23 protein-coding genes and 3 pseudogenes are annotated in these 22,138 nt (G+C 31.4%); 8 read left to right on the forward strand and 18 right to left on the reverse strand.

Going from position 1 to position 22,138, the window contains the following annotated elements:
• Positions 1–212 precede the first annotated feature (212 nt).
• Positions 213–953, forward strand: a complete 741-nt coding sequence (locus IDG65_RS02130; RefSeq protein ID WP_001670171.1) for an NAD-dependent protein deacylase — start codon at positions 213–215, stop codon at positions 951–953.
• A gap of 36 nt (positions 954–989) precedes the next feature.
• A pseudogene (locus tag IDG65_RS02135) lies at positions 990–1,193 on the forward strand (hypothetical protein).
• Positions 1,194–1,243: 50 nt separating this feature from the next.
• On the opposite strand, the gene IDG65_RS02140 reads toward IDG65_RS02135, so the two are convergent.
• The 5 genes and pseudogenes from IDG65_RS02140 to IDG65_RS02155 form a co-directional block, all read right to left on the reverse strand.
• Positions 1,244–1,852 (reverse strand): DUF3885 domain-containing protein, encoded by a 609-nt coding sequence (locus IDG65_RS02140; RefSeq protein WP_000333469.1) that lies wholly within the window; start codon positions 1,850–1,852, stop codon positions 1,244–1,246.
• Positions 1,837–2,115: pseudogene (locus IDG65_RS14775) on the reverse strand (hypothetical protein); the annotation flags it as partial. The gene IDG65_RS02140 and the pseudogene IDG65_RS14775, both read right to left, overlap by 16 nt.
• Complete coding sequence (locus IDG65_RS02145) at positions 2,115–2,240, reverse strand: hypothetical protein (protein WP_000221108.1); 126 nt, start codon at positions 2,238–2,240, stop codon at positions 2,115–2,117. The gene IDG65_RS02145 and the pseudogene IDG65_RS14775, both read right to left, overlap by 1 nt.
• A 231-nt stretch (positions 2,241–2,471) precedes the next feature.
• Positions 2,472–3,308: an aldo/keto reductase gene (locus IDG65_RS02150; protein ID WP_206174017.1), complete on the reverse strand. Its 837-nt coding sequence runs from the start codon at positions 3,306–3,308 to the stop codon at positions 2,472–2,474.
• Positions 3,309–3,377: 69 nt separating this feature from the next.
• The gene (locus IDG65_RS02155; protein ID WP_000850007.1) at positions 3,378–3,794 is read right to left on the reverse strand and encodes a MerR family transcriptional regulator; all 417 of its coding nucleotides are present in this window, start codon (positions 3,792–3,794) and stop codon (positions 3,378–3,380) included.
• 243 nt (positions 3,795–4,037) lie between these two features.
• On the opposite strand from IDG65_RS02155, the gene IDG65_RS02160 reads away from it, so the two are divergent.
• Both IDG65_RS02160 and IDG65_RS02165 read left to right on the forward strand, forming a co-directional pair.
• Positions 4,038–4,205 (forward strand): hypothetical protein, encoded by a 168-nt coding sequence (locus tag IDG65_RS02160; protein WP_031789437.1) that lies wholly within the window; start codon positions 4,038–4,040, stop codon positions 4,203–4,205.
• On the forward strand, positions 4,202–6,628 hold the full coding sequence (locus IDG65_RS02165) for a polysaccharide lyase 8 family protein (protein WP_000222252.1): 2,427 nt from the start codon (positions 4,202–4,204) through the stop codon (positions 6,626–6,628). Before IDG65_RS02160 ends, IDG65_RS02165 begins: the two co-directional genes overlap by 4 nt.
• Before the next feature lie 59 nt (positions 6,629–6,687).
• Here IDG65_RS02165 and IDG65_RS02170 read toward each other — a convergent pair whose 3' ends face one another.
• Complete coding sequence (locus tag IDG65_RS02170) at positions 6,688–7,542, reverse strand: M23 family metallopeptidase (protein WP_001044438.1); 855 nt, start codon at positions 7,540–7,542, stop codon at positions 6,688–6,690.
• Between the two features lie 872 nt (positions 7,543–8,414).
• Between IDG65_RS02170 and IDG65_RS02175 the strand changes: the two genes are divergently transcribed.
• Both IDG65_RS02175 and IDG65_RS02180 read left to right on the forward strand, forming a co-directional pair.
• Entirely contained in the window at positions 8,415–8,693 is a 279-nt protein-coding gene (locus tag IDG65_RS02175; protein ID WP_000174176.1) for a hypothetical protein, read from the forward strand.
• A gap of 9 nt (positions 8,694–8,702) precedes the next feature.
• Positions 8,703–10,088 carry a glycosyltransferase gene (locus IDG65_RS02180; protein ID WP_103144932.1) on the forward strand — a complete coding sequence of 462 codons (1,386 nt, stop codon included), beginning with the start codon at positions 8,703–8,705 and terminating at the stop codon, positions 10,086–10,088.
• Between the two features lie 363 nt (positions 10,089–10,451).
• Here the strand turns inward: IDG65_RS02180 and IDG65_RS02185 are convergent, their stop codons facing one another.
• Positions 10,452–11,267: an HAD-IIB family hydrolase gene (locus tag IDG65_RS02185; RefSeq protein WP_000044360.1), complete on the reverse strand. Its 816-nt coding sequence runs from the start codon at positions 11,265–11,267 to the stop codon at positions 10,452–10,454.
• A gap of 294 nt (positions 11,268–11,561) precedes the next feature.
• Here IDG65_RS02185 and IDG65_RS02190 point away from each other — a divergent pair, with 294 nt between their 5' ends.
• Positions 11,562–11,987: an MAP domain-containing protein gene (locus tag IDG65_RS02190; protein ID WP_000769708.1), complete on the forward strand. Its 426-nt coding sequence runs from the start codon at positions 11,562–11,564 to the stop codon at positions 11,985–11,987.
• 378 nt (positions 11,988–12,365) lie between these two features.
• Here IDG65_RS02190 and budA read toward each other — a convergent pair whose 3' ends face one another.
• Both budA and alsS read right to left on the reverse strand, forming a co-directional pair.
• Positions 12,366–13,070: an acetolactate decarboxylase gene (budA, locus tag IDG65_RS02195; RefSeq protein ID WP_000179063.1), complete on the reverse strand. Its 705-nt coding sequence runs from the start codon at positions 13,068–13,070 to the stop codon at positions 12,366–12,368.
• A 36-nt stretch (positions 13,071–13,106) separates the two neighbouring features.
• Entirely contained in the window at positions 13,107–14,771 is a 1,665-nt protein-coding gene (gene alsS / locus IDG65_RS02200; protein WP_000130134.1) for an acetolactate synthase AlsS, read from the reverse strand.
• A 232-nt stretch (positions 14,772–15,003) separates the two neighbouring features.
• Between alsS and IDG65_RS02205 the strand changes: the two are divergent.
• Positions 15,004–15,284, forward strand: a pseudogene (locus tag IDG65_RS02205) (hypothetical protein).
• Here IDG65_RS02205 and IDG65_RS02210 read toward each other — a convergent pair.
• From IDG65_RS02210 to rplQ, 9 genes are all read right to left on the reverse strand, one after another.
• The gene (locus IDG65_RS02210; RefSeq protein WP_000655245.1) at positions 15,266–15,448 is read right to left on the reverse strand and encodes a hypothetical protein; all 183 of its coding nucleotides are present in this window, start codon (positions 15,446–15,448) and stop codon (positions 15,266–15,268) included. The pseudogene IDG65_RS02205 and the gene IDG65_RS02210 overlap by 19 nt on opposite strands.
• A 649-nt stretch (positions 15,449–16,097) precedes the next feature.
• Positions 16,098–16,277: a hypothetical protein gene (locus IDG65_RS02215; RefSeq protein WP_000136272.1), complete on the reverse strand. Its 180-nt coding sequence runs from the start codon at positions 16,275–16,277 to the stop codon at positions 16,098–16,100.
• 588 nt (positions 16,278–16,865) lie between these two features.
• Positions 16,866–17,258 carry a 30S ribosomal protein S9 gene (gene rpsI / locus IDG65_RS02220; RefSeq protein WP_001790547.1) on the reverse strand — a complete coding sequence of 131 codons (393 nt, stop codon included), beginning with the start codon at positions 17,256–17,258 and terminating at the stop codon, positions 16,866–16,868.
• 19 nt (positions 17,259–17,277) lie between these two features.
• Positions 17,278–17,715: a 50S ribosomal protein L13 gene (gene rplM / locus IDG65_RS02225; protein ID WP_001250036.1), complete on the reverse strand. Its 438-nt coding sequence runs from the start codon at positions 17,713–17,715 to the stop codon at positions 17,278–17,280.
• A 239-nt stretch (positions 17,716–17,954) separates the two neighbouring features.
• On the reverse strand, positions 17,955–18,758 hold the full coding sequence (gene truA / locus IDG65_RS02230) for a tRNA pseudouridine(38-40) synthase TruA (RefSeq protein WP_001221857.1): 804 nt from the start codon (positions 18,756–18,758) through the stop codon (positions 17,955–17,957).
• Positions 18,759–18,762: 4 nt separating this feature from the next.
• A complete protein-coding gene (locus IDG65_RS02235; protein ID WP_000791618.1) occupies positions 18,763–19,569 on the reverse strand; it encodes an energy-coupling factor transporter transmembrane component T family protein in 807 nt (268 codons plus the stop codon).
• Positions 19,559–20,419, reverse strand: coding sequence for an energy-coupling factor transporter ATPase (locus tag IDG65_RS02240; protein ID WP_000155383.1), 861 nt, complete (start codon positions 20,417–20,419; stop codon positions 19,559–19,561). The genes IDG65_RS02235 and IDG65_RS02240 overlap by 11 nt, the downstream gene beginning before the upstream one ends.
• Entirely contained in the window at positions 20,416–21,225 is an 810-nt protein-coding gene (locus IDG65_RS02245; protein WP_000389655.1) for an energy-coupling factor transporter ATPase, read from the reverse strand. Before IDG65_RS02245 ends, IDG65_RS02240 begins: the two co-directional genes overlap by 4 nt.
• A gap of 537 nt (positions 21,226–21,762) precedes the next feature.
• Entirely contained in the window at positions 21,763–22,131 is a 369-nt protein-coding gene (rplQ, locus tag IDG65_RS02250; RefSeq protein ID WP_000542274.1) for a 50S ribosomal protein L17, read from the reverse strand.
• Positions 22,132–22,138: the final 7 nt, after the last annotated feature.

A 22,138-nucleotide genomic window follows, 5' to 3' on the forward strand; every position in this document is an offset into this window, starting at 1 on the left:
GGGTCATTATCCTTTATGTTTAGACATCAATTTTAATATACATGCTTATTCTATAATAAAAATTGCGTAAAAACTAATATAATTTAACTGTTCGATTATATGTATAATTCATTTTTAAAAAGAACTGTTTAAACTGCGCTTTTGATAATCGTAAAATGAATATACTATAATAAAAGCAAAAGACGTTATAAATCATTCATTATTTTGATGGGGTGTTTAATTTGGAAAATGATTTAGAGACATTAAAACATATTATAGATAGTTCGAATCGTATTACATTTTTCACAGGTGCTGGTGTATCTGTCGCAAGTGGTGTTCCAGATTTCCGTTCAATGGGTGGCTTATTTGATGAAATTTCAAAAGATGGGCTTTCACCAGAATACTTGTTAAGCCGTGATTATTTAGAAGATGATCCTGAAGGTTTTATCAATTTCTGCCATAAGCGTTTACTATTTGTCGATACGAAGCCTAATATCGTTCATGATTGGATTGCAAAATTAGAACGTAATCAACAATCTTTAGGTGTCATCACGCAAAATATCGATGGTTTGCACTCAGACGCTGGAAGTCAACATGTTGATGAATTACATGGCACGTTAAATCGTTTTTATTGTAATGCATGTCATAAATCTTATACGAAGTCAGATGTCATTGATAGAACTTTGAAACATTGTGATAATTGTGGTGGCGCCATTCGACCGGACATCGTATTATACGGTGAAATGTTAGATCAACCTACCATCATACGGGCATTAAATAAAATTGAACATGCCGACACCCTTGTTGTACTAGGTTCATCACTCGTTGTACAACCTGCCGCAGGATTAATATCAAATTTTAAAGGCGACAATTTAATTATTATCAATAAAGATCGAACACCTTATGATAGCGACGCTACTTTGGTCATACATGACGACATGGTTTCCGTTGTAAAATCATTAATAACAGGGTAATCAGTAGGTAAAAAGCATTTCCCGAGTAACAGGGAGATGCTTTTAATTTTGGAGTTGCGTTTTTGGAATTTGGAGTTTCGTTTTTGGAATTCGACGTTTGAAGTTCCAAATTAAAATGAGTGGAAAATTTTAATTATTGCGTGTTTAATGACTTGGTTTTATAACGATTTTCATTTGATGAATTGTTTTTTGTTTGATGTTGGGATGTTACTTTTAATGGTTTGTCATTTGTTAGATTAAAAAATAAACATAAAACAAGTAAAAAAATAATAGCTGCGAATATTAAAAAATTAGATATCTTCGTTATCAAATTCTGATATTAAATCATTATATTTTTCAGAATATCTTGCATAATCTTCATTATTATTAAAAGCTAGCCATAGACCTCTATCATCATATAAATGATATATTACGTTTTTAGTATTGTTAATTATGTATATTTCAGAATAATTATCATTCTGATTGATATTTGGAACTAACCCTTTAAAGTCTTGATTGGATATAGCTTTTAATAATTTTTTATATTTTATATCTTTTATGGAACACTTATATGAAAACTCCTCGCACAAAATATTATCATCCTTCTCCTTTTTATATTCTTTAAAGTAATACAATTCATCTATTGTTAACGATGTAAATTTTCTTATAACATTTGTTTTCTTATAAGGTTCATTATAAACATATACTACATGAACCAAATTTATAGAATCAGAAGGCGAAAACAAATCTTCAAAAATGTTTATTGCATTATCATATACAGCTAAAAAATAAGTATTATTGATAGTTTTACCGTCCTCCAAAAACTGGTATTTATCGCCACTTAAACTTAAATGAATTGCGTTTTTTACCTTTCTAAAATTCAACTTTTTTATATTCAAATTATTTATATCAAAGCACATAATTTACAACACCTTATTCCCTTAAGATTTTTTCCTTCTTTAGTTAAAGAATCTATTCTGTTTCCTTTGTTATTTATTAACTTCCAATAAGAATCACCATGTGGTTGCCCTTTATTTTTGGAAATAGTCCATTTAGTTTTTGGATCTCTCTAGGTAGGATTTTTCCCTTTAACCTTTTGAATAAATTTACCAATACTCACCCCCTTATCATTTAACAAACTTTTATTAACGTTTTTGGCTATATTATGAGTCTTTACTGCTTTTAGATTGTAAAAATAATCTTCATGAATAATGGCATTTTCCAACATTCAAATTTTACAAAGTACATTGTCATATGCATAATGATACCTGTAATTAATGTAATAATAGAAAAGGGTATATATGTCATATCGCCACCTGCTATACAACTTATTAGATAATTAATTCCAAGACATATTAATTATCTAATTATAACCTTAGGTAAGTTATTGCATAATATAAAAATATATAATAACTTATTTGCTTGCTCCTTTCACTTTTTAAGAGTAAAAAATAACCTGAAACATAGACTTTAACATCCAAGTTTCAGGTTAGTGTAATGTAAATTATTTACTTTGTTATATTATGATTAAACATCTAATTATCTGCTTGTAAGTGCTTTAATCATCTCTGGATCAGCATGTGAGAAAAATTGGCTATTACTTTCTTCTAATGTCGCAATTTGTTGTTTATCTTCTTCTGTAAGTTCAAAATCAAATATATCTAAGTTTTGAGCCATACGTTCTGGATTCACTGATTTTGCGAGTACAACGATGTCACGTTCTACTAACCAGCGTAAAATAACTTGTGCAATTGATTTGTTATATTTATCTGCAATGGCCTGCAACAATTGATTTTGGAATAATTGATTTTTACCTTCTGCAAATGGTGCCCAAGCTTCTACCACAACATTTTCTTGTTGAAGTGCTGCAACTTGTTCTTCTTGTTGATGGAATGGATTAATTTCTATTTGGTTCACTTGTGGTTGAATTTGATTGTGAATACCTAAATCTACAATTCGATCAACGCCGAAGTTAGATACACCGATTGCTTTAATTTTACCATTTTCTTTTAACTCTTCTAATGCACGCCATGAGCCATATACATCATTATAAGGTTGGTGAATAAGCACTAGATCAAGATAGTCTAAATTTAATCGTTGTAATGATCGTTCGATTGATTTGATAGTATCTTCATAGTTAACATTTTCAATCCATACTTTAGTCGTAATGAATAGTTCACTTCTATCAATACCTGAAGCTTCAATACCTTGACCTACTTCAGTTTCATTTAAATAACTTTGCACTGTATCAATATGTCTATAACCCGCTTTAATTGCTTCTTTAACCGCTTCTGCTGTTTGTTCTTGAGGAATTTGAAATACTCCGAAACCTAATACTGGTATCTTTACATCTTTACTTATTTCAATATGATTCATAAAATGAACCTCCTTTTTCTTGTAAGCTCACTATAAACCATGGAGCAAACTCTATAGCAAGCCATAGGTTTACTTTCTCTCCCAAAGACGTTCAACATTGGCATCATGATTATCACTAGCATTGATTTTAGCAATATGATTATCATAATTATCAATTTTATATTGTAGTAAGTCTCTCGCATCATGAATTGTCTTTAAGTTTTCATTTAATTCTTCGAGTTGCTTATTTAAAATTTGCTTTTGCTGTGCTTGAATATTTTCATTTTTAGGAAGCTGCGCTAACCTACAAAATTCGATAAGCGATTCAATACTGACGCCTGCATTTCGCAAATTTTTCACTAAATAAATCCAATTTAAATCACTATCATTATATATTCTATATCCATTTTCATCTCGATTAACAGGTGGAATCACACCAACCTTTTCATAATATCTTAAAGTGTCTTGAGATATATTCATGAGCGCTACGACTTCTTTAGTTTTCATTGCGACTATCCTTTCAGTTATGTTTGGTCGTCTAAAGTTATGTTGGTTTATATATTGCCATCTTCGTTTGAATACTTCTTATTTTATTACTCAAATTTAAATTTGTCTCTTTTTTAACATTTTACATTTCATCGTTTTTAATTACTTTAAAAATTGTATAACTTAAATATTTAAAATGATATAATCACTAAGATTGATAATATTTAATTTTTTAAAAATTATTTTCGTTGCAATTTTTGGGTGATGCGGAAAATTTGGGTGATCGATTGTTTATATGCATCAACATTCTTTGTGGATTGTTTGACAGTAAACAGTCATTTGTATACGTTAACGAATTTTGAAAAATTGAATCATTATTTAATCATAATATTCATTGCGCACGCGCAACACAAAAAGGAGACATGTCAATGACATATAGAATGAAGAAATGGCAAAAAATATCTACCATTACGTTATTAATGGCTGGTGTGATTACTTTTAATGATAGTGAATTCAGAAGTGTTGATAAACATCAAATCGCTGTGGCTGATACGAATGTTCAAACGACAGATTATGAAAAGTTGAGGAACACATGGCTGAACGTTAACTACGGTTATAATCAGTATGATGAGAATAATGATGCAATGAAAAAGAAGTTTGAGGCTACGGAGAAAGAGGCGACGAATTTACTAAGTAGCATGAAAACTGAAAGTGATAGGAAATACTTGTGGGAAAACTCAAAAGATTTAGATACGAAGTCTGCGGATATGACTCGTACCTATCGTAATATTGAGAAAATCGCAGAAGCGATGAAGCATAAAAATACTAAGTTGAATACTCCGGATAATAAAAACAAAGTTAAAGATGCCCTTGAGTGGCTGCATAAAAATGCATATGGAAAAGAACCGACTGATAAAGTAAAAGAACTGACTGAGAATTTTAAAAATAAAACTTCTAGAAATACCAACTTAAATTGGTGGGATTATGAAATTGGAACACCTAGAGCATTAACAAATACACTAATATTACTGAATGGTGATATTTCAAGTGATGAAAAGAAAAAATACACTGCCCCTATCAAAACTTTCGCCCCAGAAAGTGACAAAATATTATCATCAGTAGGACAACCTGAACAAGCTAAAGGGGGAAATTTAGTAGACATTGCTAAAGTAAAACTTTTAGAAAGTATTATCGAAGAAGATACAACTATGATGAAAGAATCAATAGATGCATTTAATAAAGTCTTCACTTACGTTCAAAGTAATGCAACTGGTAAAGAACGTAATGGATTCTATAAAGACGGCTCTTATATTGATCATCAAGACGTCCCATACACTGGTGCTTATGGCGTTGTACTCTTAGAGGGTATTTCTCAAATGATGCCGATGATAAAAGAAACATCTTTTAAAGATAGTAATCAAAATGATACAACATTAAAGTCGTGGATTGATGAAGGATTTATGCCACTCATTTATAAAGGTGAAATGATGGATTTATCACGTGGTAGAGCCATTAGCCGTGAAAATGAAACGAGTCACTCAGTATCTGCAACTGTAATGAAATCATTGTTGAGATTAAGTGATGCCATGGATGATTCAACAAAAGCTAAATATAAACAAATCGTTAAAACTTCAGTTAAATCTGATTCAAGTTATAAACAAAACGATTATTTAAGCTCTTATTCGGATATAAGCAAAATGAAGTCTTTAATGGAAGACAGCACTATTTCTACTAACGATTTAACACAACAACTTAAAATATATAATGACATGGATCGTGTCACCTATCACAATAAAGGCTTAGACTTTGCATTTGGTTTAAGTATGACGTCGAAAAACGTCGCACGTTACGAAAGTATCAATAATGAAAACCTAAAAGGTTGGCATACTGGTGCTGGAATGTCTTATTTATACAATAGCGATGTGAAACACTACCGTGATAACTTCTGGGCGACTGCCGATATGAAACGTTTAGCAGGTACTACAACTATAGAAAATGAAGAACCTAAAGGTACGGATGTTAAAAAGTCGAGTAAAACTTTTGTAGGCGGAACAAAATTCGATGACCAACATGCTAGTATCGGAATGGATTTTGAAAATCAGGACAAAACTTTAACTGCCAAAAAATCATATTTCATATTAAACGATAAAATTGTCTTCTTAGGAACTGGCATTAAAAGTACTGATTCATCAAAGAATCCAGTTACAACGATTGAAAATCGCAAAACGAATGGGTATACGTTATATACAGACGATAAACAAACAACCGCTTCCGATAATCAGGATACCAATTCCGTCTTTTTAGAGTCCACCAATAAACCTAAAAACAATATAGGCTATCATTTTTTAAACAAATCGAAAATAACTGTAAAAAAAGAAAGTCATACTGGTAAGTGGAGTGATATAAATAAAAGTCAAAAATCAGAAGACAAAACTGATGAGTATTATGAAGTAACTCAAAAGCATTCTGATAAAGACAATAAATATGGATATGTGTTGTATCCAGGTATAACAAAAGATAATTTTAAATCCAAAGCAAGCCAAGTAACTGTCGTTAAACAAGATGATGACTTCCACGTTGTGAAAGATAATGAATCGGTTTGGGCTGGTGTCAATTATAGTGATAGCGCTAAAACTTTTGAAATTAATGGTACTAAAGTCGAAGTTAAAGCCAAAGGAATGTTTATTCTTAAAAAGAAAAATGATAAAACTTATGAATGTAGCTTCTATAATCCCGAATCTACAAATCCCGCTTCAGATATTGAATCTAAAATTTCAATGACTGGATACTCTATTACAAACAAAGATACATCGACTACAAATGAATCCGGCGTACGCTTTGAATTAACTAAATAAGCAAGAAAATCTCGGCACTATACCATTTTTATAGTGTCGAGATTTTATAAATATCGCCATCATTCACCTTGTAATCCGCAGACCACATCACCCTTGATAAGTTCTCGATTATTTATAAATCGAATTTTCAAAGATGTACATGCTTCAATATTCTTATCATTCATTACTTGAAAATGTATATGAGGTTCAGTAGAATTGCCAGAATTCCCAACCTTCCCAATGATGTCACCATATTTAACATTTTGCCCCTCATTCACAATGATTGAATATTGTTGTAAATGAGCTATTAGGCTATACTCATTTTCTGCGTGCTTGATTACAATATAATTTCCTAAAAACTGTGATTCATTCGTGCTTCCAATACTGTTGTCTTGAACCCCATTCGCTACTTTTTCAACTGTACCATTTGCTGGCGCAATGATATCTTTTCCAAAATAAAAATAATCAGTATTTACTTTTCCTTTGTTCTTATATGTTTTATGATTTTCTTTAATAACTAAATCAATAGCATACCTTTGATGTGGGTATAAATAGTGATAATTATATAATTCATTATCTCCACCCCAAAAAACCTCATAGCAATCTGTTGTCGGCACTGCGTATTTTAAAGTCGTTTCATTCTTAATAGCATCATAATTGATTAACGGACGCATAACAAATCCAATAATACTATTATCTTTCCAAGTCACTGCCACTCCAAATTGATTTGCTTTATCTATCCATATTTGCTCCATAGTACCATCATTTTGAGTACACACTTTTAACTCATGTACATCAGACTGCCTTGTATAAGATTTGAAAAGTTTCCTAAAGTGCCAATAACTAAACTCTCGCTTCAAATTTTGATCAAAAATCTTATATATTTTCCTGCTCTTACTTTTATTTAAATAATCCCCAAAGTTTGTTTTATTCATATATTCTTAACCTCTTATGTTTATTTTGGTATCAATTCTTTCTCCAGTTCCTGCGTCATTTTTACGCTACCTTATATTTTTTGCTTCCCCTGGAAATTTTATGAATTTGCTTTTTTACATTTCTCGTCGAATATGTTGGAATGAATAATCACGTTTTTTTACATCATCCTATCCGCTTTCAAAGACACAAAATACCTCACACATATACGTTGCCTGAATCTTGTGGAAGTTTTTGTCTATGAAATCAAAATTGCTTTTTATTCTTTATTAAAGATGTGCATAACCTTTTTTTATTATATGTTCTTCTAAAACTTTAAGTCTTTTTGATAGATTCACATCATTTTCCAATTATCTGCAAAAGCATTTCCTCTATTTTTATAACATTTAGTTAACCACTTTGATATTTTTTGAATAGGAATTCAAAGACGCATTAAGACATCAGTAACATTTATACTTGATACAACGAGTTGTATTACTTCTATTTTAAAGTATATTCACATTTTTCTCTTAGTCATAACGGTCAGTCCTACAATTTGAAATTTTTATTGCAACTTAGTCACTGTCAATTCGCTGTGTTCGATAATCAGTTTACCATCAATAAGTATTTCAAACTAAAAATTTTTAAATAGAAAGAATCTAGTTCCTCATAATATCCTGTCAATACTTCATTACATTATTTATCTTTAGTAGCTTTTACAGCATATCAGCTGAAAAGTTCCAACAACATTGACAACCAACCTAATAAATAAGAAAATATAATTGTACATAACCTAAAATGCTATAAATAATAAAATGATATTATCTATTTACTTAGATAAATAGATGGGCATCGAATAAAATTTTAATGATGGAGAAAACAGGGATTTATCAACATGACATTAAATGAGTATAATTACAACAATGAATTAATATTAAAGTTAAACAAGATTGAAGTACAAAAAAATAACGAAAAAATTTCTGAGGTTTTTAAGGATTATGAAATATTAAAGCCCAAAATTGTTTTTAATGGCTCTAATCCTTATTTAGCATTAAATCATATTATAGTTGCTGAAATAGAAAATTACAGTTCTTTAGAAACGTTCTCCAAAATATATGTAGATGAAGATTACTACTATAATTACGGAGAATTAATTATCAAGTGCAAGAAATAGGAGGAAATTATGACTACTTATATGTTAATGTATTCAATACCAGAAAAAGCAGGTGGTATAACATCAGTTATGTTAAATAGATCTAAACTTTTAGCTGAAAAAGGCTATTCATGTGCCTTATTAACTTTGGATGACAAAAACTATGATCCATTAAGAGCTAAGCTAACAAATTCAGGACGGTTACATAAACAAGTAAAAATTGTTAACTTATACGAAGAATTGAAGATGCTGTATGATGTTGAAAATACAGAAATCGAAAATAAAAATATGCAAACATTTGAAAAATTAAATCTTTTAAATCAAGAAGGCTTTTATATTCAAAAAGACGAATATGAAGAAAAAAAATATGCTAGATACTTTAAAGATAACCATTACATAATGTATAAAAAATGGATAAATGGTCAATTATCACACATTGATTATTTTCAAAATCGAAAACGCTTTAAAAGACATGTTTTTCAAAATAAAATACTTCGAAAAGAAATAACTTTCAACGATAAAAATAAAATGAGTGAAGTTAAATATTTATCAAATGACGGCTTTTGTTACTTATCATATTGGTATGGGGATAACGAAAATATAGTCAATATATTTTATTTTGATAAAAACAGCAAAGAAGTATTAAACTTTAAAAATAATAAAGCGTTCCATTCATATTGGTTGGATAAAAACTTAACTTCAAACGACGTATTAATACTAGACGGTATAGGTACTTATCATAAAGTAGAGAACATGCAGAATAATGATATCAAAAAAATATTTACTATACATACGAATCATTTCATGTCCCCTTACTCCTATGGCGCTGAGATTAAACCAGAGTTCAGAAACATGTTACTAAACCTTAAAGAGTTAGATACTTTAGTTGTATTAACTAAAGAACAAAAAGATGACATTATAAAACAATTTGGTGATTACAATAATATAAAGGTTATTCCTAATGCTATATCTTTTGAAGAAAATTTAACACAAAATATTCGAGAAAAAAATTCTATTATTGTATTACAAAGATTTGTAGCTATGAAAAATATCACACATATCATTTCCGCTATAAATATTGTAAGAAAAAAAGTAAAGGATGTTAAGTTACACATATACGGTACCGGTACGCAAAAAGAAAATTACACAAAACTTATTAAAAAACTTAAATTGCAAGATAATGTGTTCATCCATGATTACGCATTTGACATACGTGCTCTTTATACAAAAACCTCTCTAAGTGTACTGACATCAGATTATGAAGGTCTCCCAATGAGTTTACTAGAGGCCATGAGTTACGGTGTTCCAGTTATTTCATATCCTATTAATTATGGTCCTAAATCTATAATCCAAAATAATATAAATGGAATAATAACAAAAAAGAAGGATAATATTAATGAATTGGCAAAAAAATAATTCATGTATTAAAAAAAGAAACATTGATATCTCAGTTTTCTGAAAATGCTAGAACAACAATAAAGACAAACTTTTCTTACGAAGCAGTATCCAAAAAATGGATTGAATTAATCGATGAAAAAAGCCAATAGAGATCAAAGCCCTCTATATCTTCAATAGTATCAATATTAAATGTTTATTTAATTTACAAAGTATTCAAATATATTGATTAAACTATGAATCGTCTACACTTAGTTAGACAAATCAACTTACAAATAAATTTTTTAAAACTAAAGTGTAGTCGATTCACCATATTATCTAATCATTCCTCAAATTTTAAATATTAATATTTGCACTTAAAAAGTATACATATCACTCAACCAATCAATAATCATACTTACCTTCAACAAATTCTTTAACATGCAGTGTTATCCCTTGATAATATGGATATTTTGTTAATCTAAATTTCTGCTTTAATGCTTCATCTCTACTATTCGACATCAAATAGGCATGTTCAAGATAGCTTAAATATGCTTCGTCATTGCCGCTATCTCCAAAACCTAATATTGATTTTACGGGTATATTATATTTCTTCATCAGAAATTGAGTAGCATATAATTTTCCAGCATTTGACGGTGTAAAGTCAATATCATACGCATTTTCAGGATCACCAGCTAATGGATTGCTTCGACTAAATCTCGCTGTATAGTTTTGGTCATTTGCGTATCTGACAAGTGCTTCTAGAATACGCCTATCATTGTTGTGATTACCTGTTGAATGAAAATAAAAATTATAATGTGTTTCATTACCTTCAAATGCTCTTTGTGGAATAAATTCGACATTATATTGCGCAGAAATATGACGTAATATATCCTCAATATCTTCAAATAAAAATGGTTCGCTCAAGACTTTCTTTTTATATGTTTCTGATTCAACATATTCGCCATTATTCCAAGTGAACATTTTAGAACTCAAATCAGAAAAGATATGTAATGGTTTAAACGTCATATTAACTTGATCCATTTTATCCATGACACTTTGAAATGTACTTCCTGTCAATACAGCAGTGATCACTTCATTATTATTAGTTAGTTTTTCCAACAATTTTTCCATTTCTCTTAAATGACTTAAATCTTCTTCATTTGTATTATGTTTAAAATATGTTTCATCAAAATCAAACAATAATAGACGCTTTGACATACTCATTCCTCCATAATATTTTAATGAATTTATCTATAACTTAAATACACTATAAGTCTCAATTAAAAGTATAAGATCGACTATATGCTTTTCATGCTTATTATATACAACTAATGAATCCCTATAAACTAAAAACATTGCTTACCACTTTTCAAAATACACGGGTCATATCCCTCGTTAAAAACTATTACTAAAAATCAAAAATATAAAAAAATCAAAAAGTATGTTTTAAACTTTATGAAACGTGTTATATAAATAGTGTAATATACCACAATTTTAAAAGGAGATTGAGATATGAAACTAAAATCATTTGTTACTGCCACTTTAGCATTGGGATTATTATCAACGGTCGGAGCTGCATTACCTAGTCACGAAGCATCTGCAGATAGTAATAACGGCTATAAAGAAATGACAATGGATGGTTATCACACTGTTCCTTACACGATTTCAGTAGATGGTATTACTGCATTACATCGAACTTACTTTGTTTTTCCAGAAAATAAAAAGGTACTTTATCAAGAAATTGACAGTAAAGTAAAAAATGAATTAGCTTCTCAACGTGGTGTTACAACAGAAAAAATTAATAATGCACAAACAGCAACTTATACACTTACTTTGAATGATGGTAATAAAAAAGTAGTGAATCTAAAGAAAAATGACGATGCTAAAAATTCAATTGATCCAAGTACAATCAAACAAATACAAATTGTAGTTAAATAATAATTTGAAAATAGTTTTATAGGGCAAGCGCTGAAAAATTGGCGTTTGTCTTTTTAGTTATTGAACTTGCAAATTATTGTTGTTTGCTTCTCCAGACAATAGATTGGCCTATACTAAAGTAAATTCTATATTATTGTCTTCCTCAATTTATAATCTAAACATAACAGCAAATCTCAAATATCTGAAACCTAAATAAATCCCCTCACTACAGCTAATAGTGAAGGGATTTATTTTATTACATAGACGTAATCATAAATATATTTGTTCTATTGTAGTCATGATTAATCATATTAACAAACTACCATTTCTAAATCGCGCATTATGAAGTCAATTTTCATAAACTGATAATACATTTACGCATTCATTATACAGTTAATGTTATTCAGCTTCTCTAATTTCATCTGAAATATCTTTATAGTCAATATTTGCATTAGTGAAATCTTCATCATGAATTGGAAAATGCTGTTCAAATGTTTCAATATTTTGGATTTCTACTTTAACATCTTCTACTTCAAAGTCTAAGACATGCCCACCAAAGTTACGATCATCATTGGCAAAGTGTACATGGAAACCTGCTGATCCAATACCATGGAATAATTCTGGTGTAAAGAAACCAACAACTGAACCTTTGACGTACGTTTCAGTTTGTTCAGGTTGTCTTCTAGCTGAATCAATTAAACGTGTATATGGTGGCTCTTGAGCCGGCATCATACGTACATGCATTTTTTTAAATAAGCCTGAAATTTTTACTGCAGAAAATAAATTTTCACTCAACATCTTTTCCTTAATTTCTGCAAAAACTGCTTCAGAAGATTTATCTTTCGTTTCATAGCTTGTATCTGCTACGAATTTAGTTACAGTTGCATATGGTGTTAACTCATCACCTTTTAATTCCACAAATTCTTTGTGTTCATTTGCATGATAGGCTTTTCCATCTAAAAAGATGACCTCACCATTTGAACCTGTTAGTGTAGCGATACCTAAATCACCATGCTGCAATAATTCATTTATTGATGCAGTTCCTTTTAATAAACCTGCCATTAATGTGCCTAATGTACCATGTTGATATAAAACACTAGCCATAAAATTTCCCACTCCTCATTAACATTTATCTGTATTTTAGTTAAATACGTCAGGTAACATATTTGTTGAAAGTTTGATATTATCTTTGTAATTTACAGGTATATCAATTAATACTGGGCCATCTGTTTCATACCCCTCTTTAATTGCCGCTTCTAATTCTTCTTGATTAGTAACTCGTAAACCTTTTGCGCCAAATGATTCAGCATATTTTACGAAATCTACAGGACCGAAGTCGACACCTGATGAACGTTTATATTTCATTTCTTCTTGGAATTCAACCATGTTATATTTTCCATCGTTCCAAATAAGTTGAATAATGTTTAGATTTTTACGTACGGCCGTTTCTAAATCTTGTGATGAAAATAAAAAGCCTCCATCGCCAGCAACGGATACAACTTGCGTATTAGGGCGTACAAGTGCAGCTGAAATTGCCCACGGTAATGCTACACCAAGTGTTTGCATACCGTTACTAAATAATAAATGTCTTGGATTGTAACTTCTGAAATTACGTGCCATCCAAATATAGTGACTACCAACATCAACTGTCACTGTTGTTTCATCAGTTAATACCTTTTGCATAGATTCTATAATTTCAACTGGGTGTAAGATGCCTTCTTCATGTGTCGCTTTAATACCAGTTTCTTGATCAATATGCGCTCTTAACTGTTCTAATTCATCTAAATGTTGTTGATTTATAAATGGTTCATCTACTTTGTCAGAAATCATTTCAATCGTTTTAGCAATATTACCAATCAACTCTTTTTTCGGTTGCATATAATTAGTAATTTCAGCTTGAACTTCGTCAATATTGATTATTTGCGTATCTAATTCTTTATTCCAGTTACTAGCCTCATATTCTATAGGATCATAACCGATTGTAACAACTAAATCACTTTTACGTAATAATTCATCACCAACTTGATTACGGAATAAACCCACTCGCCCAAAGAAATGATTTTCTAATTCACGACTAATTAAACCTGCACCTTGGAATGTTTCTACAACTGGTAAATTCGTGCGCTCAACTAATTTGCGAATGGCATTTGTTTCGTCTGCACTTGAACTTCTCATACCAGCTAATAAAACAGGAAATGATGCATTTTTAATCGCTTCAATGACATCATTAATATCTTGTTCACTCGGTACTCCTAAATTTGGTTTTTGGCAAAGTGATATCGCTTTAGATTCAGCTGGTGAAGAAATAACGTCTTGCGGAATACTAATAAAACTTGCGCCATTTTTTCCTGAAGTAGCAATTCGAATTGCATTTGTCATAACTTCTGATAATGATTCAGGATCTTGTACTTCTTCACTGTATTTTGATGAATATTTTAATAGCGCAGCATTATCAATACTTTGATGCGTTAATCGTAATAAATCATTACGTTTCACTTGGCCACCTAACGCTAATACAGGATCCCCTTCAGATGTAGCTGTTAATAGTCCAGTCGTTAAATTACTTACACCAGGGCCACTTGTAACAAGTACTACACCAGGTTTGCCTGTTAATCTTCCAATACCTTGCGCCATCATTGCGGCATTTTGTTCATGACGCGTGACAATAAGTTCAGGACCATCATCAATTAAAGCATTAAATAGATAGTCTATCTTTGCACCCGGAATACCAAAAACATATTCTACCCCATTATTTTTTAAAGTATCAATAACCATATCGGCTGCAGTGTACTTTTTATCAGTCATTTATATTCATTTCCCTTCAAATGTGATGTGTAGATGTGTATTACATGTAATTGCATTGTGATTTGTAATCTAATGATAGTTACGCAAAATTAATGATGTTTTTCAAAATTTTACATGTACGATTAGATTTGTAATACATAAAAATTGCCTTCAGTACATTATATATCCTTTGTAAGATGAATAAAAATCGTTATTTGTAATACTAAGTATTCCAAAAATGCATGAGTAGATTTTGTGCAGTGTGATAATGAAGAATGTCGGATTGATTGATGTGGAGGATTGTTAGCATATTTGGGAATGAGGTGTTTAGTCAATGGCGGTTTGAAATTGTCGTTTTATGGCGGGCTGAAAATGTTGTTTTATGACGGGCTGAAAATGTTGTTTTATGACGGTTTGAAAATGCTGTTTTATAGCAACATGAAATTGTCATTTCGATAAAAAAAGCCACAGCAAGACTTAGATCTAATTGTGACTTATTCATTTCATACTTATATTTATCGATTGTTTTTATAGTTATAAATGATAGATGCAGTTCCTAAACAAATTAAGAAGATAATCATTAAATACATAGAAAAGTTGTCTGTTTTAATATAAAACCTAAAAAGTAGAAACACCAGCATCGCAACAATAAAATAAACAGGAATAAAAGCTTTCTTCCAAAATATAGAATCTTTCAATTAAGTCACTCCTTATTTTGATAACACTCTTAAATCATGGTTCTTGAGTTATCGTCCGGTTTTCATCCGATAGCCCTTTCCCTTGAACCACTATGATTAGAACATTATCGACCGGTTATCGTCCGTCCTCCGCAAGCTAAATGACAATTTAATAATGTACACTTTTGATTGTGTAAGCATGTACAAATTATACGTGTAAATCAATAATTCATAGTTGAATTTATTCTATTCCTGAGACATTAAATAAAGGAACGTTCATTTATACTACATACTTTTCATATTCCCCACACAAACGCAAAAAAACACCTCGACATAACATCGAGGTGTTTTGTGTATATATCGTCCGACAATTAACGTTTTGAGAATTGAGGTGAACGACGAGCTGCTTTAAGACCTGATTTACTTTAGGGTTTCGTATAGTTGCATATATTGTCTTAAGGCATGATATTATAGGATTTCTGATTTTTTCGATTGCATAGTATTGCACCAAATATCACTCCGGGGTAACTAAAGGGTAACTAAATAAACTGCTGTCCGGTGGTATATACTCTCGTATCGTCCGGTTATCGTCCGGTCGTAAATATATTGATTTATCAATGTTTTTATGTATATCAATAGGTTATCGTCCGGTTATCACTTGATGAATTTATTAGTCTCTAATTAAATAATATCTAGTTCCCGGACCTCTACCTTCAGATCCGATAATCTCTAACTTCTTCAGTTCAGCAATTAACTCAGATGTATAACTTTTTTGAAGTCCCATTGTTTCTTGAATTTCTAGCCTACTTGCTAACTTTCCATCTGATAGAAATTCTACAATCTCTGTCACCTTCTGATTAGTAGGTATTTTATTTAACCTGTAATTCTTATTAAATAATACTACTCGAAAATCCGCCTCTTTACTCGAAAGCTCACAAAACCCTTGATATCAATGATTTCCCATGATTTTTTAGTATTTTCTTTTGAGTTACTCGAAAATTATCCTCTTTACTCGAAAGCTCACAAAACGCTTGATATCATTGGTTTCTCATGATTTTTTTATATTTTTCTTTTGAGTTACTCGAAAATTTTCCTTTTTACTCGAAAGCTGTCCTTCAACCTCAGTTTGCAAACATTCAATACGATATCTATCGAATATCATTACAACCTCTATCTACTTGTCGTACGAATCCCAAAGAAAAACAAGGTCATTTCATATGGTTTCCTAAAGTTTCATATCATTGAATTTTAAGCAGAATTGAAACAAATTAGTTCCCTAGGGGTAACTAAATGGTGTCTAAATGACTCTATAAAAATACAAAAAACACTCTTTGGAATAATCCAAAGAGTGTTGTAAACGTTTCTTCAGTTGAACACAAATTGCTGACGCAATTTGCGAACTCCATCTGTAAACGAACAAGTTCGCAACAGTTGCAGCTTAACGTTTTGAGAATTGAGGTGAACGACGAGCTGCTTTAAGACCTGGTTTTTTACGTTCTTTCATACGTGGGTCACGAGTAAGTAATCCAGCGCGTTTTAAAGAACCTCTGTATTCAGGATCTGCTTCTAATAATGCACGAGCGATTCCGTGACGGATAGCTTGAGCTTGTCCAGTGAAACCACCACCATGAACGTTAACTAAAACATCATAGTTACCTTTAGTTTCAGTTACATCAAATGGTTGGTTTAAGTCTAAAATTAATGATTCGAATGGTAAGTATTCGCGTACGTCACGGTTATTAACTGTGATGTTACCTTCACCTGGTACTAAACGTACACGTGCTACTGAGTTTTTACGACGGCCTGTGCCTCTATATTCAACTTGTGCCAAAGTCATTTCCTCCTTCTAATTAACCACGTAATTCGTAGTTTTCTGGTTGTTGTGCAGCGTGTGGATGTTCAGCGCCACCATATACAAATAATTTTTTACCTTGTTTTTCGCCTAAACGAGTGCTTGGTAACATACCTTTAATTGAGTTTTCAATTAAACGTTCTGGATTAGTTCTTCTTAATTCACCAGCAGTGATTGATTTGATACCACCTGGGTGATTTGAGTGACGGTAGTAAACTTTGTCAGTTTCTTTGTTACCAGTAAATTCGATTTTTGATGCATTAATAACGATTACATAATCACCAGTATCAACGTGTGGTGTGTAAGTTGCTTTATTTTTACCGCGTAAGATAGATGCTACTTCTGATGATAAACGACCTAATGTTTGGCCTTCAGCATCGATAACATACCATTTGCGCTCAATGTTTGATTCATTTGCCATAAATGTTTGACGCATAATAATTGTCCTCCTAAAAAATAAATGCTTCTATTCAAGCTATAAACAGTTTCATAACCTAATAGATGATTTCATTTGTTTCATTTTTAAAACGTTTAATTTCATTTATTTTGTTAACTGTTGTTCGTTTCTGCTTATATATCTTGTAACACAATAAGTTTCCGGGGCTTATCGTGGGGTGGATATAAAACAATACCGTTAATAATCTTATAATTTCACAAGCTTTTTGTCAATGGCAATCAGTCATTTTGTAATGATTTTTTACGATGTATTTTGATATCGTTACCAAAGTCTTTTAATAACTCATTTTCATCTAAATAAATTTTCTCTAAATATAATCCTTCAGCCGGTGCAGTAAAAGGTACATTCTTACGATTCTTTGATTCAAGAAGTTTTGGTACATCAGATACTTCGTGACGCCCTTTTCCGACTTCTATTAAAAATGCAACTAAGACACGCACCATGTTATATAAAAATCCAGATCCAGTGACAATATAATCAAAGCCATCATCGGTTTTCACAATTTCACTTTGGTATAATGTTCTAACTTTGCTTTCTACTTCAGTTTTTTGCGAACAAAAACCCGTAAAATCATGTGTACCTATGAATTGTTGTGCCGCTCTGTTCATTTTATCTAAATCCAACGTTTCAGGAATGAATGTTTTCAAACCACTTTGAAATGGATCGCGGTGTTGTGCTTGATATACTTTATATCGATAGCGTTTACCAACACAATCGTAACGACAATGAAAATCGTCATCGACTGTAACTACATTGTTGACATAAATATCATCAGGTAACGTTCGGTTCATTGCATATTGCCATTGTGACATAGGTATATTCAGCTCTGTGTCGAAATGAAAGTATTGCTGTATCGCATGTACACCTCTATCAGTCCTACTTGAAGGATGGATTCTCACATGTCTTTTATGCATGCGTTGTAATAGCTTTTCAAATTGTTGCTGTACCGTTCGACCATTTTGTTGAATTTGAAAACCTAGAAAATTATTTCCTTGATACGCAATTTCTACTAATATACGCATGAATTTACACTCCTGAATATTTTAATACGAATAAAATAATTGCAAATGGGATAATCATGATTAAAGATAATGTATCTCTCAATTGCCATTTAAGCTGTCTGTAGCTCGTTCTTTGAACATTGGCATCATAACCCCTAACTTCCATTGCAACCGCTAATTCTTCTGCACGTTGGAAAGCTGAGATGAATAGTGGCACTAGTAATGGAATAAATGATTTAATACGTGTTGCAATGTTCCCTGAACTTATTTCAGAGCCACGCGACTTTTGCGCCAAAATGATTTTATCTAACTCATCCATTAACGTCGGGATGAATCGTAACGCAATGGACATTATCATACTTAATTGATGAACTGGTAATTTAAACATCTTTAGTGGTGCAAGTAATCTTTCAAACGCATCTGTTAAATCAATTGGACTTGTAGATAGTGTCATAATTGTTGCAATCATCACAATACCAATTAAACGCAGTGATATATATAGCCCTTCTAAAATACCATTAGTTTCAATCGTGATGCCATGCCATTCAACTAATACATATCCACCTTTAGTTAAAAATATATGCATCATTAATGTGAAGATTAAAAAGAAAAATATTGGCGTTAAACCTTTGATTAGGAACCATAATTGAATTTTTGCTAATCTCATAAAGAATAATATAAGTGCAAACACCCAAAGATATGTTAATGGTGAATGACAGAAAAATATTAATATAATAAAAAGAAAAACAAACATTAACTTTGCTCTTGGATCAAGATGATGAACAAAAGAATTAATTGGTAAATATCGCCCTATAATCAATTTATTTTTCATGTTGCCACTCCTTATACAAGCTTACAAATGCTTCTTCAGTTAAGGCAATATCTTTTAATTTTGTTTGATGTTTTTGTTCAAAGTCATATTGTAACTGAACAATTTCTGGCAAACCAATATGCCAATCCGCCAATTTTTCTTTATCTTTGAAGAGCTCTTTTGGTGATGTTTGCGACACTATACTACCTTCTTTCATAACGATGACTTCATCTGCATAACGCGCGACTTCATTCATATCATGTGAAATTAGGATAATTGCCTTATTTTCATCTGTTTGTAGTGACTTTAGTAATCGCATTACTTGTCGTTTACTTTGTGGATCAAGTCCTGCTGTGGGTTCATCAACCACGATAATATCAGGATTCATTGCCAATATCGATACAATCGCTATTTTACGCATTTGTCCACCTGACATTTGAAATGGTGATTGTGACATTACATCTCTTGAAAAACCTAAATCCATCAACAGACGATGGGCATAGTTTTTGGCTTCATCTAAATTCATTTTAAAGTTTTTAGGTCCAAATATCATTTCACGCTCTACTGTGTCCTCAAATAATTGAGATTCGGGAAATTGAAATACCATTCCAATTCTTTTTCTTACAGGTCTAATATATTTATCTTTGGTCTTATGTGTAATAGTAATGTCATCAACTGTAACTGTCCCAGTAGTTGGCTTTAACAGTGCATTAATATTTTGTATCAATGTTGATTTACCACTACCCGTTTGTCCAACGATGGCGTAATATTTACCTTGTTCAAATTCTGTATTAACATCATGAATAGCTTGATGCTGGTATGGTGTCCCTTTTTGATAGGTATAACTTACATTGTCAAAGCGTATAGTCATAGTTGATCCACCAGCCCTTCATAAGTTAAGAATGATGTTTGGTATCCCAGCATTTGATTTATTTTGATTGGGAATGGCAAATCTAAACCTATTGTTGTTAACTCTTCTGCATGGTCGAAAATTTCAATCGCTGTACCTTCTTTATATACAGTCCCTTTATTCATAACGATAACATGATCTGCTTCCATCGCCTCAGATAAATCATGCGTAATAGAAATGATTGTAATATTATGTTCTGATTTAACTTTTCTCACTAAATCCAATAAATTTTGACGTGCATCAGGATCTAACATAGAAGTCGCCTCATCTAATATAATGACAGAGGGGTTAAGTGCTAATACACTTGCTATAGCCACACGCTGCTTCTGGCCCCCAGATAATGCATTAGGTTCATAATCTGCACGTTCTAACATATCAACTTGTTTAAGTGCTTCGCTGACTCTTCTATGCATTTCGTCATGTGGAACCGCATGATTTTCGAGTCCAAATGCCACATCGTATTTTACAATTGAACCAACAAATTGATTATCCGGATTCTGAAATACAATTCCTATGTCTTTTCTTAACTTTTCAAAATTATCATCTGTTATAGCTTGATTATTATAAAAAATTTCTCCAGATTTAACTTTCTCTATGCCAATCATTAACTTGGCAATTGTAGATTTTCCAGAACCGTTATGACCAACAATAGATGTCCACTGACCTTTAGGTATATTAAAAGAAACATCTTTCAATGTGAAGGATGCATCACTTTGATATTGAAATGAAACATTTTTAAATACAATAACTGAATTCTTATCCTCCACTTGTCTCTCTCCTTTACGATTCGTGTATCTATCATATTTTACAATATTTATAAATCGCTGTATATGACATTGACTGGGTTTGCTATATATTACTAGTATTTTCTGACTCATTTCTAATCATTAAAGGGTTGTTTAACAACTAATGATAAGGACATTTATTCCTCTCTAACAATTATGAATAAACGTTAATAAAATAAATGATTTACTAACATAGGGTTGGCCGCGTTTGATTCAACGATAGTACTTTCACTTCATTCAGTTCTAGAGAAATTGATCAAACTAGCTTGATCATATTTTTAGATTCACACTCAAAAAAGTAGATATAAAGAAATCGGACTTGTAAACATTTCTGTTCAAAAGTCCGATAGCTTATACAATAAAAAAGCGCGCACCCCATCATAAGTTTGTTGAGTTCACGCTTTAAATCTTTATTTAGTTGATGGGGTACTCTGAGCTAGACAATATTTGTATGTGGCAAACATTATCGTTGCACTCATTTGCTTTATATAAAAGTAGTTAGTGTATTTATATAAATTCTTATACTAATTCGATAATTACTGATTCAGCACCGTCACCGCGACGAGGGCCTTGTTTAAGGATACGAGTGTAACCACCTTGACGTTCTGTGTAACGCTCTGCGATTTCACCAAATAATTTTTGAAGTGCAGTTTGTGTAGTTTCATCTTCGTTTAAGATTTCAACATTACGTAAAGTTTTAGCTGCATTACGACGAGAAGCTAAATCTCCTTTTTTACCTAAAGTGATTAATTTCTCAACAACACTGCGAACTTCTTTTGCACGAGCTTCTGTAGTTTCAATACGTTCACTAATAATAAGTGATGTAGCTAAGTCACGTAACATAGCTTTACGTTGATCAGAAGTACGACCTAATTTTCTGTAACCCATGAGTTAA

This window comes from Staphylococcus sp. EG-SA-17 (assembly GCF_017151845.1).
GTDB lineage: Bacteria > Bacillota > Bacilli > Staphylococcales > Staphylococcaceae > Staphylococcus > Staphylococcus aureus.